At 67.7% G+C, this 14,960-nt stretch carries 14 protein-coding genes; 7 read left to right on the forward strand and 7 right to left on the reverse strand.

All coding sequences use genetic code 11. From position 1 onward, the window contains the following. The first annotated feature begins 63 nt into the window (after nucleotides 1-63). The 7 genes from QSJ95_RS28010 (at nucleotide 64) to QSJ95_RS28040 (ending at nucleotide 8,371) form a co-directional block, all read left to right on the forward strand. Nucleotides 64-942, forward strand: a complete 879-nt coding sequence (locus tag QSJ95_RS28010; RefSeq protein WP_285646832.1) for an oxygenase MpaB family protein — start codon at nucleotides 64-66, stop codon at nucleotides 940-942. Nucleotides 943-1,058: 116 nt separating this feature from the next. Beyond that, a complete protein-coding gene (locus tag QSJ95_RS28015) occupies nucleotides 1,059-2,237 on the forward strand; it encodes an acetyl-CoA C-acetyltransferase (RefSeq protein WP_285646834.1) in 1,179 nt (392 codons plus the stop codon). 77 nt (nucleotides 2,238-2,314) lie between these two features. Further along, nucleotides 2,315-2,935, forward strand: coding sequence for a response regulator transcription factor (locus QSJ95_RS28020; protein ID WP_009613026.1), 621 nt, complete (start codon nucleotides 2,315-2,317; stop codon nucleotides 2,933-2,935). Nucleotides 2,936-3,026: 91 nt separating this feature from the next. Next, nucleotides 3,027-6,245: a DUF748 domain-containing protein gene (locus QSJ95_RS28025; RefSeq protein ID WP_285646837.1), complete on the forward strand. Its 3,219-nt coding sequence runs from the start codon at nucleotides 3,027-3,029 to the stop codon at nucleotides 6,243-6,245. 11 nt (nucleotides 6,246-6,256) lie between these two features. After that, entirely contained in the window at nucleotides 6,257-6,547 is a 291-nt protein-coding gene (locus QSJ95_RS28030) for a DUF2845 domain-containing protein (RefSeq protein ID WP_043269023.1), read from the forward strand. 16 nt (nucleotides 6,548-6,563) lie between these two features. Beyond that, complete coding sequence (locus tag QSJ95_RS28035; RefSeq protein WP_058488403.1) at nucleotides 6,564-6,860, forward strand: DUF2845 domain-containing protein; 297 nt, start codon at nucleotides 6,564-6,566, stop codon at nucleotides 6,858-6,860. Between the two features lie 59 nt (nucleotides 6,861-6,919). Next, nucleotides 6,920-8,371, forward strand: a complete 1,452-nt coding sequence (locus tag QSJ95_RS28040; RefSeq protein ID WP_285646841.1) for a rhomboid family intramembrane serine protease — start codon at nucleotides 6,920-6,922, stop codon at nucleotides 8,369-8,371. 54 nt (nucleotides 8,372-8,425) lie between these two features. On the opposite strand, the gene QSJ95_RS28045 is transcribed toward QSJ95_RS28040, so the two are convergent. From QSJ95_RS28045 to rbfA, 7 genes are all read right to left on the reverse strand, one after another. Continuing rightward, nucleotides 8,426-8,623: a CsbD family protein gene (locus tag QSJ95_RS28045; RefSeq protein WP_009613031.1), complete on the reverse strand. Its 198-nt coding sequence runs from the start codon at nucleotides 8,621-8,623 to the stop codon at nucleotides 8,426-8,428. A gap of 52 nt (nucleotides 8,624-8,675) precedes the next feature. Continuing rightward, nucleotides 8,676-9,026, reverse strand: a complete 351-nt coding sequence (locus QSJ95_RS28050) for a BON domain-containing protein (RefSeq protein ID WP_009613032.1) — start codon at nucleotides 9,024-9,026, stop codon at nucleotides 8,676-8,678. Nucleotides 9,027-9,220: 194 nt separating this feature from the next. Next, nucleotides 9,221-10,639, reverse strand: coding sequence for a hypothetical protein (locus tag QSJ95_RS28055; protein WP_285646844.1), 1,419 nt, complete (start codon nucleotides 10,637-10,639; stop codon nucleotides 9,221-9,223). A 288-nt stretch (nucleotides 10,640-10,927) separates the two neighbouring features. Further along, nucleotides 10,928-13,033, reverse strand: coding sequence for a polyribonucleotide nucleotidyltransferase (gene pnp / locus QSJ95_RS28060; RefSeq protein WP_009613034.1), 2,106 nt, complete (start codon nucleotides 13,031-13,033; stop codon nucleotides 10,928-10,930). 166 nt (nucleotides 13,034-13,199) lie between these two features. Continuing rightward, nucleotides 13,200-13,469, reverse strand: a complete 270-nt coding sequence (gene rpsO, locus QSJ95_RS28065; protein ID WP_009613036.1) for a 30S ribosomal protein S15 — start codon at nucleotides 13,467-13,469, stop codon at nucleotides 13,200-13,202. Between the two features lie 99 nt (nucleotides 13,470-13,568). Beyond that, a complete protein-coding gene (gene truB, locus QSJ95_RS28070) occupies nucleotides 13,569-14,483 on the reverse strand; it encodes a tRNA pseudouridine(55) synthase TruB (RefSeq protein ID WP_009613038.1) in 915 nt (304 codons plus the stop codon). Between the two features lie 3 nt (nucleotides 14,484-14,486). Continuing rightward, nucleotides 14,487-14,876, reverse strand: coding sequence for a 30S ribosome-binding factor RbfA (gene rbfA / locus QSJ95_RS28075; protein WP_009613040.1), 390 nt, complete (start codon nucleotides 14,874-14,876; stop codon nucleotides 14,487-14,489). Nucleotides 14,877-14,960: the final 84 nt, after the last annotated feature.

Consider the following 14,960-nt stretch of genomic DNA (forward strand, 5'->3'; position numbering starts at 1 on the left):
TGCGGTTAAGCTAACCGTATGCACCACTTGTAGCTTGACGCTTGAGGCTTGCAGCTCGTCGACATGGAAACCGTTCGCCGTCATATCGAAAGCCAGGTCCTGAGCCTGACCGGACTCGCCCTCGGGGGCGTCGATTTCGAATCCCCCAAGGGCGATCCGGGCCTGTTCGGCCCCGATTCGGCCTGCTGGAAAGTCCATGGCGACTTCAGCTCCATGCTCATCGGCGGCATCAGCGCCCTGCTCCTGCAGATGCTCCACCCCGCCGCCCTGGGCGGCGTCTGGGACCACTCCAACTTCCGCGCCGACATGCTCGGCCGCCTGCGCCGCACCGGCCAGTTCATCTCCACCACCACCTACGGCTCGGTGGCCGACGCCGAAAAGCTGATCGCCCGGGTGCGGCGCATCCACGACAACGTCAGCGGCACCCTGCCCGACGGCACGCCCTATGCGGCCAGCGATCCGGACCTGCTGACCTGGGTGCACGTCGCCGAGGTCAGCTGCTTCCTCAAGTCGCACCTGCGCTACCTGAACCCCGAGCTGCCCGGCAGCGAGCAGGATCGCTACTACGACGAGATCGCCCTGGTCGCCGAACGCCTGGGCGCCCGCGACGTGCCGCGCTCGCGCCTGGAGGTGGCCGAGTACCTGGAGCGCATGCGCCCCCGGCTGCGCTACAACGAGCGCACCCGCGACGTGGTCGAGGTGCTGCTCGACGCCCCGGCGCCCAGCTCCCTGGCCAGGCCCTTCAGCGCGCTGATGATGCGCGCCGGCATCGACCTGCTGCCGGACTGGGCCGCCGACATGCTCGGTTTCTCCCTGCGCCCGCTGCAACGCCAGTTGATCCGCACCAGCGTGAAGCGCAGCGTGCCACTGCTGCGCTGGGCGGTGCGCAACGGCTCGCTGCACCGCGCGCGCCGGCGCATGGGCCTGCCGCCGCTGCGCTGACCGGCCGATCCCGCGCCTGACTCAGCGGTTCGGAGAGTGGTCGGCCATGCCCGCCTGTGCAACCATGCCCGCTCGTTCGCCGCGGCCCGCGCCGCCCCATGCTGAGGATTCGTGTCATGCAAGATGTCGTCATAGTCGCTGCCACCCGCACCGCCATCGGCAGCTTCCAGGGTTCCCTGTCGGCCCTGCCGGCCCATGAGCTGGGCGCCGCGGTGATCCGCCGCCTGCTCGAACAGACCGGCGTCGCCGCCGAGGCGGTCGACGAAGTCATCCTCGGCCAGACCCTCACCGCCGGCGCCGGGCAGAACCCCGCGCGCCAGGCCGCCATCGCCGCCGGCCTGCCGAACAGCGTACCGGCGATGACCGTCAACAAGGTCTGCGGCTCGGGCCTCAAGGCCCTGCACCTGGCCGCCCAGGCCATCCGCTGCGGCGATGCCGAAGTGATCGTCGCCGGCGGCCAGGAAAGCATGAGCCTGTCGCCCTACGTGCTGCCCAAGGCCCGCACCGGCCTGCGCATGGGCCATGCGCAACTGCTCGACAGCATGATCGTCGACGGCCTGTGGGACGCCTTCAACGACTACCACATGGGCATCACCGCCGAGAACCTGGTGGACAAGTACGGCATCAGCCGCAAGGAGCAGGACGCCTTCGCCGCCGAGTCCCAGCGCAAGGCCGCCGAAGCCATCGCCGCCGGGCGCTTCGAGGCGGAGATCACCCCCATCGAGATTCCCCAGCGCAAGGGCGAGCCGCTGCGCTTCGCCACCGACGAACAGGTCCGCGCCGGCACCAGCGCCGAGTCCCTGGCCAAGCTCAAGCCGGCCTTCAAGAAAGACGGCAGCGTCACCGCCGGCAACGCCTCCACCCTCAACGACGGCGCCGCCGCCGTGCTGCTGATGAGCGCCGCCAAGGCCGCCGAACTGGGCCTGCCGGTGCTGGCGCGCATCGCCGCCTACGCCAATGCCGGCGTCGACCCGGCGATCATGGGCATCGGCCCGGTCTCCGCCACCCGCCGCTGCCTGGACAAGGCCGGCTGGCAGCTGGCCGAGCTGGACCTGATCGAGGCCAACGAAGCCTTCGCCGCGCAGTCCCTGGCGGTGGGCAAGGAACTGGGCTGGGACACCGCCAAGGTCAACGTCAACGGCGGCGCCATCGCCCTCGGCCACCCCATCGGCGCCTCCGGCTGCCGCGTGCTGGTCACCCTGCTGCACGAAATGCTCCGCCGCGACGCGAAGAAGGGCCTCGCCACCCTCTGCATCGGTGGCGGCCAGGGCGTCGCGCTGGCCCTGCAACGCTGAGCCTCGCCGGGCGCGGCCGCAAGGTCGCGCCAACTGGGCTATCTTCATTGGGCGGATCGCGCCTTAAAGGATTGCCCATGAACAAACGCGTCATCGTGGTGGAGGATCACCCGGCCATGCGCCTGGCGATTCGCTCGCTGCTCGCCCAGGACCCCCAGTTCGAAATCGTCGGCGAGGCCGACGACGGCAACGCCGGGCTCAACCTGGTGCGCCAGCACAAGCCCGACCTGGTCATCCTCGACCTCAACCTGCCGGGCATGGACGGCATGGACCTGCTGGCGCGGGTGCACATCTTCGACGAGAACATCCGCCTGCTGGTGCTCAGCTCCCAGGACGAGCGGCTCTACGCCAGCCGCGTGGAAGCCGCCGGCGGGCACGGTTTCGTCAGCAAGAACAAGGACACCACGGCCATCCTCAACGCCGCGCGCATGCTGGTCGCCGGCTACCGCTGCTTCCCCGAGCGCCCCCTGGGCGCGCCCGGGCAGCCCGGCGACGACCCGGTGGCGGCGCTCACCCCGCGCGAGCTGGTGGTGCTGCGCAGCCTGGTGCGCGGCCAGAGCAACAAGCAGATCGCCGAGGAGCTGTTCCTCAGCCAGAAGACCGTCAGCACCTACAAGACGCGCATCCTCGAGAAACTGCAGCTGAACAGCCTGGTGGACCTGGTGGAGTTCGCCCGCCAGCACAACCTGCAGGCCTGAGCGCCGCGGCCGCGCTGCCACGGCTCAAGACTTGGAACTTTGCACGCGTGCCATACTCCGAGGTACGCCACGACGGAAAATGACTCCCGCTATGCCCAAAGGATTGATTCGCGCGATCGGCACCCTGGTGCTGCTGTTCCTCCTCTATTGCCTGCTGGGCTTCCTGATCCTCCCCGGCATCGCCCTGCGCGTGGCCAACCAGCAACTGGCCCAGTACGCCACCGTGCCGGCGCACATCGAGCGCATCGAGCTCAACCCCTTCAGCCTGGAGCTGAACGTCTGGGGCCTGCGCATCGGCCAGCCCGGCCAGGAGCAGGTGGCCTTCGAGCGCCTGTACGCCAACCTGCAGCTCGACAGCCTGTGGACGCGCCAGCTGCACCTGGCCGACGTGCAACTGGACAAGCCCCATGGCGAAGTGGTGTTCGCCGAGGACGGCAGCCTCAACCTCGGCCGCCTGTTCAAGCTGCCGCCCAGCGAGCCCAAGCCCGAGCAGCCGGACAGCAAGCCCTTCCCGCTGCGCATCGAGCGCGTCGCCCTGAGCCAGGGCAGCGTGCACTTCCAGGACAACCGCCCGAGCGAGCAGGTGGATTTCGTCTTCGACCCGCTGGGCTTCGAGCTGCACAACCTCAGCACCCTGCCCGACAGCGGCGCGCAGATGACCCTGAGCGGCGCCGGCCCCCACGGCGGCAAGGTCGACTGGAAGGGCGACCTCAGCCTGACTCCGCTCGCCTCCAGCGGCAGCCTGTCGATCCAGGACATTCCGCTCAAGGCCTGGTGGCCCTACGTGCGCGACAACGCGCCGCTGGAGTTGCAGAAGGGCATCCTCAGCGTTGCCACCGAGTACAAGCTGGACCTGAGCAAGGACACCCAGCTGCAGTTGGAAAAGACCAGCGCCAACCTGCGCGACCTCGACCTCAAGAGCCCGGCCGGCAAGCCGCTGGTCACCCTGGCCAGCCTCGACGTGGCCGAGACCAGCCTGGACCTGGCCAAGCGCGAAGTGCTGGTCGGCCAGATCCGCAGCCAGGGCCTGGAAACCTGGGCGGCCCGCGAGAAGGACGGCCAGCTCGACTGGCAGAAACTCTTCGCCGACTTCCAGAAGCCCGCGCGCAAGCCGGCCCCTGCCCCTGCCGAACAGCCGGCGCCCACGGCCGATGCCGCGGCGAAACCCGCCGACGCCACTGCGGCCGCCAAGCCCGTAGCGGACGCAGCCAGCCCTGCGCCCGCCAAGACCGATGCGGCCCCGGCGGACAAGACCGCAACCCAGGCCGCGGCGAAGCCCGAGGCCAAACCTGAAGCAGAGGCCCAAGCCCAAGCCCAAGCCCAAGCCCAAGCCCAAGCCCAAGCCCAAGCCCAAGCCCAAGCCCAAGCCCAAGCCCAAGCCCAAGCCGACCAGGCTGCGGCCGCCGCCGACAAGCCGGCAAGCCCGCCGCCGGAACCGGCCAGGCCGACCGAGCCGCAGAAGCCCTGGCACGTGGTCCTGCGCGACACCCAGCTGCGCGGCTACAAGGTGCACCTGGCCGACCGCGTACCGGCCAGGTCGGTGGCCCTGGACGTCGGCCCGTTGGACCTCGACCTGCAGGACCTCGACAGCTCGCTGACCCAGGCGCTACAGCTCAAGCTCAAGACCGGCATCGGCAACCGCGGGCTGATCGAGGCCAGCGGCAGCGTCATCCCCAACCCGGTCAGCGCCAGGCTCAAGGTCGCCACCCGCGACATCGACCTGCGCCTGGCGCAGTCGTACCTGGAACCCTTCATCCGCCTGGAGCTGCGCAGCGGCTTCCTCGCCAGCAAGCTCGACGTCGACCTCAGGAGCACCGAGCCGCTGGCCTTCAGCGTCGGCGGCAGCGCCGAGGTCAGCCAGCTGCACACCCTGGACACCCTGAAGAGCCGCGACTTCGTCAAATGGCAGAAGCTCACCCTCGACGGGCTGGCCTACAAGCATGGCGACAGCCTGGTGATCCAGAGCGTGTCCTTCGAGCAGCCCTACGCGCGCTTCATCATCAACGAGGACCGCAGCACCAACGTCAGCGAGCTGATCATCGCCCAGCCCGAGCAGCCGGCGGCCAAGGGCGCCGCCAGCCCGGCCAAGGCCGGCAGCGACAAGCCCCTGGGCATCCACATCGGCGGCATCCGCATCAACGACGGCTCGGCCAACTTCGCCGACCTGACCCTGCGCCCGGACTTCGCCACCGCCATCCAGCAACTGGGCGGCGAGATCGGCACCCTCGACAACCGCAACCCGCAGCCGGCCAGCGTCGACATCAAGGGCAAGGTCGACAAGTACGCCCCGGTGACCATCAAGGGCAGCCTCAACCCCTTCTCGCCGCTGGAGAAGCTGGACATCGCCACCAGCTTCAAGCGCGTAGAGCTGACCACCCTGACGCCCTACTCCGGCAAATTCGCCGGCTACCGCATCCGCAAGGGCCGGCTCAACCTCGACCTGCACTACCAGATCACCAAGGGCCAGCTGAAGGCCGACAACAAGGTGCTGGTGGAACACCTGCAGCTGGGCGAGAAGGTCGACAGCCCCGACGCCGTCGACCTGCCGGTGAAGCTGGCGGTGGCCCTGCTCAAGGACACCAACGGCAACATCGACATCCAGCTGCCGGTGGAAGGCGACCTGAACAACCCGCAGTTCAGCGTCATGCCCATCGTCTGGCAGACCCTGCGCAACCTGGTGCTGCGCGCCGTGCAGGCGCCCTTCAAGTTCATCGCCGGCCTGGCCGCCGGCGGTGGCGACGAGGACCTGGGCAACGTGCCCTTCGCCGCCGGCTCCAGCGAGCTGACGCCCGCGGCGCAAGGCAACCTCGACAAGCTCGCCGCCGCGCTCAAGCAGCGCCCGGCGCTGAAGCTGGAAGTCGAGGGGGTGAGCGCCGCCGCGGCCGACGGCCCGCTGCTGGCCGAGCAGCGCCTGCAGCAGGAATTCCGCAGCAACTACTACAAGATGCTGCAGCGCCGCGGCGACAAGGTGCCCAGCGACGCCAGCCAGCTGGAAGTGCCGGAAGACCTGCAACCGGCCCTGCTCGAAGGCATCTACCGCACGCGCCTGAAGAAACAGCCGCCGGCCGAGTGGCAGGAACTGGGCAAGGACGAGCGCACCGCCAAGCTGCGCCAGGCGGTGGTCGACTCCTGGAGCGGCAGCCAGTTGCTGCTGCGCAAGCTGGCCCAGGAGCGCGGCGCGCACATCAAGGACTATCTGGTCACCAAGGGCGGACTGGGGGATGATCGCATCTACCTGATCGACGTCAGCCAGGCCGAGGCGGAAAAGGGCGGCGAGGTCGTCACCCAGCTCCACCTCGACAGCGAATGAGGCATGCCCCGATGAAGTCCCTTCCCCTGCTGGCCGGCGCCCTGCTGCTGGCCAGCGCCGGCGCCCAGGCCGACAGCATGCGCTGCGGCAGCGCCCTGGTCAGCGTCGGCGACCGCGCCTGGGAAGTGGAGCAGAAGTGCGGCGCGCCGGACCATCGCGACGACGTCGGCTACACCCTCGGCGGCTACGACCGCCGCGAGTTCAAGGTCGAGGAATGGGTGTACGGCCCGCGCAACGGCGCCACCTACATCCTCACCTTCGAAGCCAACCGCCTCAAGCGCATCGAATTCAAGCGCGACTGACCGCAGCGGAGCCGCCATGCGCCTGTTCGTCCTCCCCCTGCTGCTGCTCGCCGCCGCCCCGGCGCTGGCCGACAGCCTGCGCTGCGGCAGCCGCCTGATCAGCAGCGGCGACAGCAGCAGCGACGTGCTCGAACGCTGCGGCCAGCCGGTGGACCGTTCCTACCTGGGCAACCGCATCGTCGTCGGCGACTGGGGCCAGCGCGAGGAGGTGCGGGTGGAGGAATGGATCTACGGGCCCTGGAACGGCATGCTGTATTTCGTGCGCTTGCGCGGCAACCGCGTCGACGCCATCCAGAGCAAGCGCAGCAACTGACAGACAGCGCCCGATGCCGGTGATAGTCTCGCGCCATCACCGCCAAGGACAGGTCGCCCATGCTCATCGTGCCCGCCGAACACCCGCTGGACTGGAAGAAGCCGCCGCTGGTGACGCTGCTGCTGATCCTGCTCAACTGCCTGATCTTCTTCGTCTACCAGGGTGGCGACCGGGCCCGCCAGGAACAGGCCGTCGGCGTCTACCTGGAGCTGGACCTGCTGGGCCGCGAGCGCGCGCTGTTCGGCGAATCGCTGGTGCGCCGCGAGAAGCTGGACGACAACCAGAAGCGCGCCATCGAAGGCCTGCGCCGCCAGGATCTGGCCTGGCTGATCCTCCGCGACCTGGAGTTCGGCCATGAACTGCGCGGCCAGCCGGCCTTCCAGCAGGACCCGGCCTGGCAATCGGCGCGGGCCAGCGTCGAGGCCGCGCGGGATCGCCTGAGTTCGCTGCGCTTCGGCTTCATCCCCGCGCAGTTCAGCCTCCAGGGGTTGTTCGGCTCCATGTTCCTGCACGGCGACTTCTGGCACCTGGCCGGCAACATGGTGTTCCTGTTCATCTTCGGCTTCGCCCTGGAAATCGCCCTGGGCCGTCTCAAGTACCTCGCCCTGTACCTGGTCAGCGGGCTCTGCTCCGGGCTGCTGTGGTGGGCGCTGGACCCGGTATGGGTCACCGGCATCGGCGCCTCCGGCGCCATCTCCGGGCTGATGGGCATGTACATCGGCGTCTACGGGTTGCGGCGCATCCGCTTCTTCTACTGGCTGGGGCCGCTGCTCGGCTACTTCAGCGCGCCGGCGCTGTGGATACTGCCGCTGTGGATGGGCAAGGAGCTCTACGGCCTGCTGCGCGCCGCCGACCACGTCAACTACTACGCCCACCTCGGCGGCCTGGCCTCGGGCTTCCTGCTGGTGTGGCTGCCACGCCGCTTCGGGCGGCTGAAGGTCGACGAAGCCTACCTGGCCAAGGAAGACCCCGACGCCGGCTTCAAGCGCGACCTGGCCGCCCTCGACGCCCTGATCGGCCGCTTCGCCCTGGACCAGGCGGCGAGCCGCGGGCACGACCTGCTGCAACGCCACCCCGGGCGCCTGCTGCTGATCGAGCGCCTGTACGGCGTGGCGGTCTCCCGCCAGGATGCGGCGCTGCTCGGCGCCGTGCTCAAGCAGCTGTTCGCCCTGCCGCCGAGCGAGGCCGCCGCCCTGCTGCGCCGTCTGGCCGACGACAGCGCCGCGGAGAAACAGCGCCAGCTGGCCCACCCCGCGGTGCAGTTGCACCTGCTGCAGAGGCTCCTGCAACTGGAAGACGGGCCACGCGCCCTGGGGGCCTGGCGGCGCCTGGCGAAAAGCGGCCAGCACCCGGCGCAGCTGCCGCAGATGACGCTGCAACTGGCCAAGCGCCTCGGCGCCCAGCGCGACAGCCAGGGCCTGCGCGAACTGGCGCAGTTCCTTCGCCAGCGCTACCCCGAGGCCGAGCAGACGCGCCAGCTGGCGCTCTACCAGCAGCAACTGGCGCGCTGACGAAGAGGCCCCGCCGGCTTGCGCCGGCGGGGCCTCGTGAAACCTCGCGCAGGGTTACAGGCGGTCGCTGAAGTCGCGGACTTCCTGCTCCGCACGGTCGCGGCTCCAGCCGTAGCGCTCCTGCAGCTTGCCGACCAGGTATTCGGCATGTCCGTCCGCCACTTGCAGGTCGTCGTCGGTCAGCTTGCCCCACTTTTCCTTCAGGGTGCCGGACAGCTGCTTCCACTTGCCCTTGATCACGTCGGAATTCATCACGCTATTCCTCGTTCGATGGGCAGGCCCGGCGCGAGCCGGGCCGCCATTGTCAGTCCACGGCCTTCAGGCCGTCGGCGGAAACCGCTTTGACGCCCTTGATGCCCTTGGTGGTTTCGATCGCCAGGTCACGCTCGGCGTCGGTCTTCACGGTACCGGACAGGGAGACCACACCCTGGTTGGTTTCCACCTTGATGCTGGTGCCGCTGATGTCCTTGTTGGCGATCAGGCTGGATTTCACCTTGCTGGTGATCCAGGTATCGGAAACCGCTTCCTCGGTCTTCTGCACGGTGTCATTCGCAGCGAGGGTCGTCGGTTGCGCGAACACCGGGCTGGCGAGCGAGAAGCTCAGGGCGGAAGCGGTGGCAGCGGCAAGGGCCAGTTTGCTGAAACGGTGTTTCATGGCGATCTCTCCTGTACTTTGCAAGGAACTGCGACCATGCCTGGCGGCAGTTTCACAAGGGATATCGCAAGCTCCGGGCCAGTTTTTCCGCTAAGACTAATCTCTTATAAATCAAACACATAGAAAAATAGCCAGAGGCACCCTGGCCGGCAAATTGCACACTGGGGCCCGGGGCGCCGTGCAATTTGCATGGGCTAACCGCCCTGGCGGGCCATCTTCTCCAGCACCTGTTCCAGGCTGGCCACCTCGGCGAGCAGCGGCGTGTCCGGGTAGCGCTGGCGGATGAACGCCAGCAGCTTGCCGGCCGGCTCCAGCTGCCCGAGGCCTTCGGCGAAGCCGCGCGCGGCCAGCAGGTACGCCCGCGGAATCTGCGGGTACTGCGGGAAGCGCTGGTGCAGGTTGCGCAGCAGGCTCAGGGCCTCGCGGGCCTTGTGCCGCTGCAGCAGCACCTCGGCGATGCGCTCGCACACCAGCGGATCGTCCGGCAGGTAGTCGGCCTGCAACTGCCGGGCATTGAGCAGCGCGCCGGCCGCCAGTTGCGGGTTCAGCCGCGTCGCCAGGGGCAGGTAGCCCGCCAGGTGAGCCAGGCAGGCCTCGCGCTCGTTCAGCCCGTACAGCAGCTGGTGGTAGCGCTCGTTCAGGCGCAGGTCCTCGGGGTCCTGGCGCAGGGCCGCGGCCAGGGTTTCCACGGCGGCGCCGCCCTGCCCTTCCTTCACCCGCACTTCGGCTTCTGCCAGCGCCCGGCGCCGGCGCCATTCGGCCTCGGGGAAGCCCTGCACGAGGTCATCGCCAGCCACCGCGCAGCCCAGCGCGCCCTGGTACTGGAACACGGCGTAACCCATCATTGCGCACATCACCACGCCGAAGTAGCCGAGCAGCGCCACCATCACCGGCATCAGCACCACCTTGGGCAGGCCGAAGCCGAGCAGCCAGGCCAGGTAGTTCGGCGATTGCCAGAGGATGAACAGGAAGACGCAGAGGATCAGGTAGCGCCAGCCCATGGCGCCGATCACCTGGCCGACCTCCACCGGGCTGAGCGCCGCGCCCAGGCTCTTGTCCAGGGCCAGGCGGATGATGCTGGCCGGCAACACCAGCACCAGGGCGACGTTCACCGCCCAGAACAGCGAAGGATTGTCGAAGTCCGCGGCCAGCCACAGCAGCACCGCGGCCACGACGAACACCGCCAGCTGGCGCAGGAAGGCGCCCAGGCTGGAGAGGTCGAAGGCCTCGCCCAGGCCGGGCGCGTCGTTGCTGCCCAGGCTGACCGCCTCGATGACGCTGTGCAGGTACTTGGTGGCCACGCTCAGCAGGGCCAGCCACAGCAGCAGCATGCTGGGCATGAACAGACTGGCCAGGGCCAGCGCCGCGGCGAACATCAGCGGGCCCGGTTGCAGGGCGTAGGCGAAGAACTTCGGCAGGCGCTCCCAGAACGGCTGGGCGCTGTTGGCCGCGCCCAGGTACTGCAGGCCGTTGCGGCACAGCGGGCAGGCCGGGGCGTATTCCGGTGCGTCGGCGTTCAGCGGCACGCAGCAGTCGCCGTAGTGGCGCTGGCACGGCAGGCAGAACCAGGTGGCGGGCTGCGCCTGGTGGTAGTGGCAGTAATGCTTGTCCATCGGCCTGGCTGTCCTTGCGTGCTGGCGAGACGCCATTTTCCAGGCAAAAAAAGAGGGCCCGCAAGGGGCCCTCTTTCATTTTGCTACCGCTTAGAACCTGTTCACGATCTCGCGAGCTAGAGCAGAACAAGGCGCAACGACCAACGGGAGTAACAGCCGAAGGCTGGCCCGAAGGGCGAGCGCAGCGAGTCAAACAGGCGAGGGAGCGCAGTTTAGTCCACTAAATGAGCATCACTCGCCTGTTTTTAACGCAGTTATGCCGACGCGCAGCAGATCGTGGGCAGGTTCTTAGACGCCGGAGGCTTCGGCAGCGGCTACATCTTTAATGGAGAGCTTGATGCGGCCGCGGTTGTCGACGTCCAGAACCAGGACCTTGACTTCCTCGCCTTCCTTGAGCACGTCGGTGACCTTGTCGATGCGCTTGTCGCTGATCTGCGAGATGTGCACCAGACCGTCCTTGCCCGGCAGGATGTTGACGAAGGCGCCGAAGTCGACGATGCGCTCGACCTTGCCGACGTAGATCTTGCCGATCTCGGCTTCCGCGGTGATGCCCAGGACGCGCTGCTTGGCGGCCTCGGCGGCTTCCTTGGTTTCGCCGTAGATCTTCACGCTGCCGTCGTCCTCGATGTCGATCGAGGCCTTGGTCTCTTCGCAGATGCCGCGGATGGTGGCGCCGCCCTTGCCGATGACGTCGCGGATCTTGTCCGGATCGATCTTCATCGACAGCATGGTCGGGGCGTTTTCCGACAGCTCGGCGCGCGGCTGGGCGATGACCTGGTTCATCTGGCCGAGGATGTTCAGGCGCGCTTCCAGCGCCTGCTCCAGGGCGATCTCCATGATCTCTTCGGTGATGCCGTTGATCTTGATGTCCATCTGCAGGGCGGTGACGCCCTTGGCGGTACCGGCGACCTTGAAGTCCATGTCGCCCAGGTGGTCTTCGTCACCCAGGATGTCGGTCAGGACGGCGAACTTGTCGCCTTCCTTGACCAGGCCCATGGCGATGCCGGCAACCGGAGCGCGAACCGGCACGCCGGCGTCCATCAGCGCCAGGGAGGCGCCGCACACGGAAGCCATGGAGCTGGAACCGTTGGATTCGGTGATCTCGGAAACCACGCGGATGGTGTAGGGGAACTCGTCCTGCGACGGCAGCATGGCGGCGACGCCACGACGGGCCAGGCGGCCGTGGCCGATTTCGCGACGGCCCGGGCTGCCCATGCGGCCGCACTCGCCCACCGAGAACGGCGGGAAGTTGTAGTGCAGCATGAACGGGTCCTTGCGCTCGCCTTCGAGGGTGTCGAGCAGTTGGGCGTCACGGGCGGTGCCGAGGGTGGCGACGACCAGGGCCTGGGTTTCGCCACGGGTGAACAGGGCCGAACCGTGGGTCTTGCCGAGCACGCCGACTTCGATCTTCAGCGGACGCACGGTGCGGGTGTCGCGGCCGTCGATACGCGGCTTGCCGTTGACGATGTTCTCGCGAACGGTGCGGTATTCCAGCAGGCCGAAGACGTCCTTGACCTCGCTGGCCGAGTACTGACCTTCGCCTTCGCCGGCGAACCTGGCGACGATCTCTTCGCGCAGGGCGTCCAGGGCGGCGTAGCGCTCCTGCTTGATGGTGATGGTGTAGGCGTCGGAAATGGCGGCGCCGAACTCGGCCTTGATGGCCTCGATCAGGGCGGTGTTCTCCGCCGGGGCGCTCCAGTTCCAGCTCGGCTTGCCGGCTTCGGTGGCCAGTTCGGCGACGGCGCGGATGACCGCCTGGAACTCTTCATGGGCGTACAGCACGGCGCCCAGCATCTGGTCTTCGGTCAGCTCGTCGGCTTCGGACTCGACCATCAGCACGGCGTCGGAGGTACCGGCCACGACCATGTCGAGGCTGGAGCTCTGCAGTTGCTCGTAGGTCGGGTTGAGGATGTAGCCGACTTCCGGGTGGAAGCCCACGCGGGCGGCGCCGATCGGGCCGGCGAAGGGAATGCCGGAGATCGCCAGGGCGGCGGAGGTGCCGATCATGGCGGCGATGTCCGGATCGGTCTTCTTGCCGGTGGAAACGACGGTGCAGACGACCTGCACTTCGTTCATGAAGCCTTCGGGGAACAGCGGGCGGATCGGACGGTCGATCAGGCGCGAGGTCAGGGTTTCCTTCTCGGAAGGACGGCCTTCACGCTTGAAGAAACCACCGGGGATGCGGCCGGCTGCGTAGGTCTTTTCCTGGTAGTGGACGGACAGCGGGAAGAAGCCCTTGTTCGGGTCGGCCTGCTTGGCGCCCACGACGGTGACCAGCACGGTGACGTCGTCCATGGTGACCAGCACGGCGCCGGTGGCCTGGCGGGCAATGCGGCCAGTCTCGAGGGTTACGGTCGATTGACCGAACTGGAATTTCTTGGTTACCGGGTTCACGGTGTCTTTACCTTCACTTAGTTGCCTTGGGGGAAATCGTGGAAATGCCGGGAGTCGGACCCAAAATCATTCCCTAAAAAAGCCGAAAGCTGGAAGCCGAAAACCGGAAGCAAGAGCAACGCCCCACTTCCAGCTTCCCACTTCCAGCTTCCGGCTCGCTCACGTCTTAGCGACGCAGGCCCAGGCGACCGATCAGGGCGCTGTAACGAGCAGTGTCCTTGTTCTTCAGATAGTCCAGCAGCTTGCGGCGCTGGTTGACCATGCGGATCAGGCCACGACGGGAGTGGTGGTCTTTGCCGTTGGCCTTGAAGTGGTCCTGCAGCTTGTTGATGTTGGCGGACAGCAGGGCAACCTGCACTTCCGGGGAACCGGTATCGCCTTCAGCTTGCTTGTACTCGTTTACGATCTGGGCTTTCTCTTGGACGCTCAGTGCCATGATGGGCTTTCCTCTGAGGTAACAGGCCAGGGACTTTTCCCTGTGTTCATAAAGGAGGTGTGACCGTGCCTGTTGACAGCCACCCTCGGGTTTCCGGCCTTACGACCGAATCAGTCGACGCGGCGCGATGCGCCCGTCGTCGGTCACCTCACCGATACCGATGAAGCGACCTTCGTGATCCTGTACCCGCAGCATGCCGAACTTCGGCGCCTCGGGTGCGCGTACCGGCTGCCCGTGCAGCCAATAGTAGGCGCTGTGCTCGGACAGCTGCAGCAGCGGCCAGTGTTCCAGGCCGGCGTCCACCGGCAGCAGGAAGCGGTCGAGGGCCTCGTTGCCGCCCTCGGCATGGACCTGCACCAGTTCCTCCAGCGTCACCGCCTGGGCCAGGCCGAAGGGGCCCGCCTGGGTGCGGCGCAGCGCAGCCACGTGGGCGCCGCAGCCCAGCTCGCGGCCGATGTCCTCGACCAGGGTGCGGATGTAGGTGCCCTTGCTGCAGGAAACGGCCAGGGTGGCGCAGGGCGCCTCGAAGGCCAGCAGTTCCAGGCGCGCAATAGTAACAGAACGCGCCTCGCGCTCCACTACCTCTCCTGCGCGGGCCAGCTTGTACAGCGGCTGGCCGTCCTTCTTCAGTGCCGAATACATCGGCGGCACCTGCTCTATTTCGCCACGGAAGCGCGGCAGCACGGCCTCCAGGGCCTCCCGACCGACGGTCACCTGGCGTTCCTCGAGCACCTCGCCCTCGGCGTCGCCAGTGGTGGTGGTGACGCCCAGCCGCGCCAGGGTCTCGTAGCCCTTGTCGGCATCCAGCAGGTACTGGGAGAACTTGGTGGCCTCGCCGAAGCACAGCGGCAGCACGCCGGTGGCCAGGGGGTCGAGGCTGCCGGTGTGCCCGGCCTTTTCCGCATTGAGCAGCCAGCGCACCTTCTGCAGGGCCTGGTTGGAGCTCATGCCGCGCGGCTTGTCGAGCACCAGCACGCCGTTGACCGCACGGCGGATACGTTTCACCTGGGCCACGCCTTACTCCTCGGAACCGCCACCGTGACGACGGTCTTCCGCCACCGCCCGCTCGATCAGCGCCGACAGCTCGGCGCCGCGGCGGATGCTGGCGTCATAGCTGAAATGCAGCTGCGGCACGCTGCGCAGCTTCATCGCCTTGCCCAGGTGCATGCGCAGGAAGCCGGCGGCGTCGTTGAGGATCGAGACGTTCTGCTTGATCAGCTCGGCGTTGTCGTCCTGCCCCATCACGGTGATGAACACCTTGGCGTGGGACAGGTCGCGCGCCACGTCGACGCCAGTGATGGTCACCAGGCCCAGGCGCGGGTCCTTGACCTCGCGCTGGATCAGCAGCGCCAGTTCGCGCTGCATCTGATCGCCGATGCGTTGGGTACGGCTGTACTCTTTTGCCATTTTCCTAACCTGCTTCCGGTGGCCCAGGGGCACCGGACGAATAAGCGGCAAACGCCCGGATCAGCAAGGCTGACCCGGGCGCTG

It is taken from the genome of Pseudomonas sp. NBRC 100443 (assembly GCF_030268185.1).
GTDB lineage: Bacteria > Pseudomonadota > Gammaproteobacteria > Pseudomonadales > Pseudomonadaceae > Pseudomonas > Pseudomonas citronellolis.

Coding starts and splice junctions, on each gene's coding strand:
- QSJ95_RS28010 (WP_285646832.1), top strand. CDS start 64: ATGGAAACCGTTCGCCGTCATATCGAAAGCCAGGTCCTGAGCCTGACC.
- QSJ95_RS28015 (WP_285646834.1), top strand. CDS start 1,059: ATGCAAGATGTCGTCATAGTCGCTGCCACCCGCACCGCCATCGGCAGC.
- QSJ95_RS28020 (WP_009613026.1), top strand. CDS start 2,315: ATGAACAAACGCGTCATCGTGGTGGAGGATCACCCGGCCATGCGCCTG.
- QSJ95_RS28025 (WP_285646837.1), top strand. CDS start 3,027: ATGCCCAAAGGATTGATTCGCGCGATCGGCACCCTGGTGCTGCTGTTC.
- QSJ95_RS28030 (WP_043269023.1), top strand. CDS start 6,257: ATGAAGTCCCTTCCCCTGCTGGCCGGCGCCCTGCTGCTGGCCAGCGCC.
- QSJ95_RS28035 (WP_058488403.1), top strand. CDS start 6,564: ATGCGCCTGTTCGTCCTCCCCCTGCTGCTGCTCGCCGCCGCCCCGGCG.
- QSJ95_RS28040 (WP_285646841.1), top strand. CDS start 6,920: ATGCTCATCGTGCCCGCCGAACACCCGCTGGACTGGAAGAAGCCGCCG.
- QSJ95_RS28045 (WP_009613031.1), bottom strand. CDS start 8,623: ATGAATTCCGACGTGATCAAGGGCAAGTGGAAGCAGCTGTCCGGCACC.
- QSJ95_RS28050 (WP_009613032.1), bottom strand. CDS start 9,026: ATGAAACACCGTTTCAGCAAACTGGCCCTTGCCGCTGCCACCGCTTCC.
- QSJ95_RS28055 (WP_285646844.1), bottom strand. CDS start 10,639: ATGGACAAGCATTACTGCCACTACCACCAGGCGCAGCCCGCCACCTGG.
- rpsO (WP_009613036.1), bottom strand. CDS start 13,469: ATGGCACTGAGCGTCCAAGAGAAAGCCCAGATCGTAAACGAGTACAAG.
- rbfA (WP_009613040.1), bottom strand. CDS start 14,876: ATGGCAAAAGAGTACAGCCGTACCCAACGCATCGGCGATCAGATGCAG.